3 protein-coding genes are annotated in these 1,648 nt (G+C 58.5%); 2 read left to right on the forward strand and 1 reads right to left on the reverse strand.

Going from position 1 to position 1,648, the window contains the following annotated elements; translation table 11 throughout:
* Positions 1-144: 144 nt before the first annotated feature.
* Complete coding sequence (locus AC1DUP_RS36700; protein ID WP_477837368.1) at positions 145-639, forward strand: sensor histidine kinase; 495 nt, start codon at positions 145-147, stop codon at positions 637-639.
* Positions 640-800: 161 nt separating this feature from the next.
* Entirely contained in the window at positions 801-1,172 is a 372-nt protein-coding gene (locus tag AC1DUP_RS36705; protein WP_115038629.1) for a response regulator, read from the forward strand.
* A 203-nt stretch (positions 1,173-1,375) separates the two neighbouring features.
* Here AC1DUP_RS36705 and AC1DUP_RS36710 read toward each other — a convergent pair.
* Positions 1,376-1,648 (reverse strand): NUDIX hydrolase (locus AC1DUP_RS36710; RefSeq protein WP_477837366.1); only part of this gene is annotated, 273 nt, incomplete at its 5' end.

Consider the following 1,648-nt stretch of genomic DNA (forward strand, 5'->3'; position numbering starts at 1 on the left):
CATTCCCCGCCACGATATTCCATCCGCCCACCATCGAGAACTGCGAGCCACCGCCATACAATTATGGTCCGATATCGCTCGCCTTGACACCAACTGAACGAAAGCGACACGCCCGCTTTAATGCCTGAGCGCGTTAACTTTACGATGCCGGAGCTCGCCCAAGATTTTACCAGTCGGCTGCATGCCTTATCGAATGTGCATACAGTGGTTTTCGATGCAGGCGGAGAAGCGGCATCTCTCTCGTCGGTGATCGCTGTAACGGTTGCCCCTTACAATGGCGAGGGGCTCAGCCGTATCAAAGTGCATGGACCCGATGTTTTCGTCAGCCGGACCTCCGCCACGACGATCGCGCTTTGTCTTCACGAGTTGACGACGAATGCCATCAAGTACGGCGCGCTCTCGCAGAAAGACGGCAGCGTCGAAGTGTCGTGGTTGGTCTCGGATGACGATCCGCGGATATTATCGCTACATTGGGTCGAGGCCGGTGGCCCAGCGGTTTCAGAGCCGACACGGCAGGGCTATGGCACGAAATACGTCCGCTCCGCACTCGGAGCCCTGTTCGGATCCAAACCCGAAATCATTTTTGAGCGGCACGGTTTGCGATGCCACGTCATGGGCCCGCTGGAGCGGCTTCGATAGGGTATCGCCAGGAGGGTGACCGGAATGGCCCGGGCGCTGCGACCAGCCCAGAATACTCACTGAAAGCCTGCTGTTTACCGACGGATCATTTTTTCGAGCGGCGCGTTATCTGTCGTTGCAGATGTCTACGATCAAACGAAGGTTAGGACGGAGCGTCGGGGATGGGCTACAATGGTGTAACTGTTCTCGTCGTCGAGGACGAAATCCTTCTTCGGATGGATATCGTGCAGTCATTGGAAGATGAGGGTTTCAGGGTATTCGAGGCCGCCAATGCCGACGATGCTATCGCCATTCTCACAGCGCAATCCGAAATCAGCTTGATGTTCACCGATATCGACATGCCCGGCAGCATGGACGGCCTCAAGCTCGCAACCGCCGTTCGGGACAGATGGCCTCCCATCAAGATAATCGTCACATCGGGCCATCGCCATATGAGCGACAGCACCCTTCCCGTGGCGGGCAGGTTCTTCCATAAGCCGTATAACGCGTCGCAGATCATAAGGGTAATGCGGGAGATGGTCGCATCGAGCTAAAGACATCGCGCCTAGATATGGCGGGCGCCCTTCTTCTGTTGCCGACAGACGCGGCCTCGATGCTCGATCCTAGCCAACCCTCCGTCCCGCGGAACGGCCGTAGGTTGCCGTACTGGATTTTGATGCTCGTAAGGCGGCGCTTTAGACATCGGTCTTTGCCTGCGCGACATCAGTGCGCGCCTGGAGACTAGCCGGCAACTGGCTCATTTCGAGTCGCGCGATCCCTTGACGGGCCTCTTAAACCGGCGGTTTTTCGATATCCGGTCAACGCAGCCCGCGCCGGCATGACGAGCCGTCCGCTGCTCGCTCTTTGATCCAGACCGTTTCAAGTAGGTGCGGTGGAGGTCATGATGCACCCCGTCTCGCTCGAAGGGCCGGTGCCTGTCTCCCAGGAGCCGAAACCCCGTTCGGCCCAACAGCCCGGTTTCCTCGCCGAATTCGCGACGGGCGGCATCCATCACCCGCTCTCCGGCTTC

The organism is Rhizobium sp. 01L419 (assembly GCF_056400025.1).

Bases quoted from the DNA above. Each gene is read 5' to 3' on its own strand.
- AC1DUP_RS36700 (WP_477837368.1), top strand. From the start codon at position 145: ATGCCGGAGCTCGCCCAAGATTTTACCAGTCGGCTGCATGCCTTATCG.
- AC1DUP_RS36705 (WP_115038629.1), top strand. From the start codon at position 801: ATGGGCTACAATGGTGTAACTGTTCTCGTCGTCGAGGACGAAATCCTT.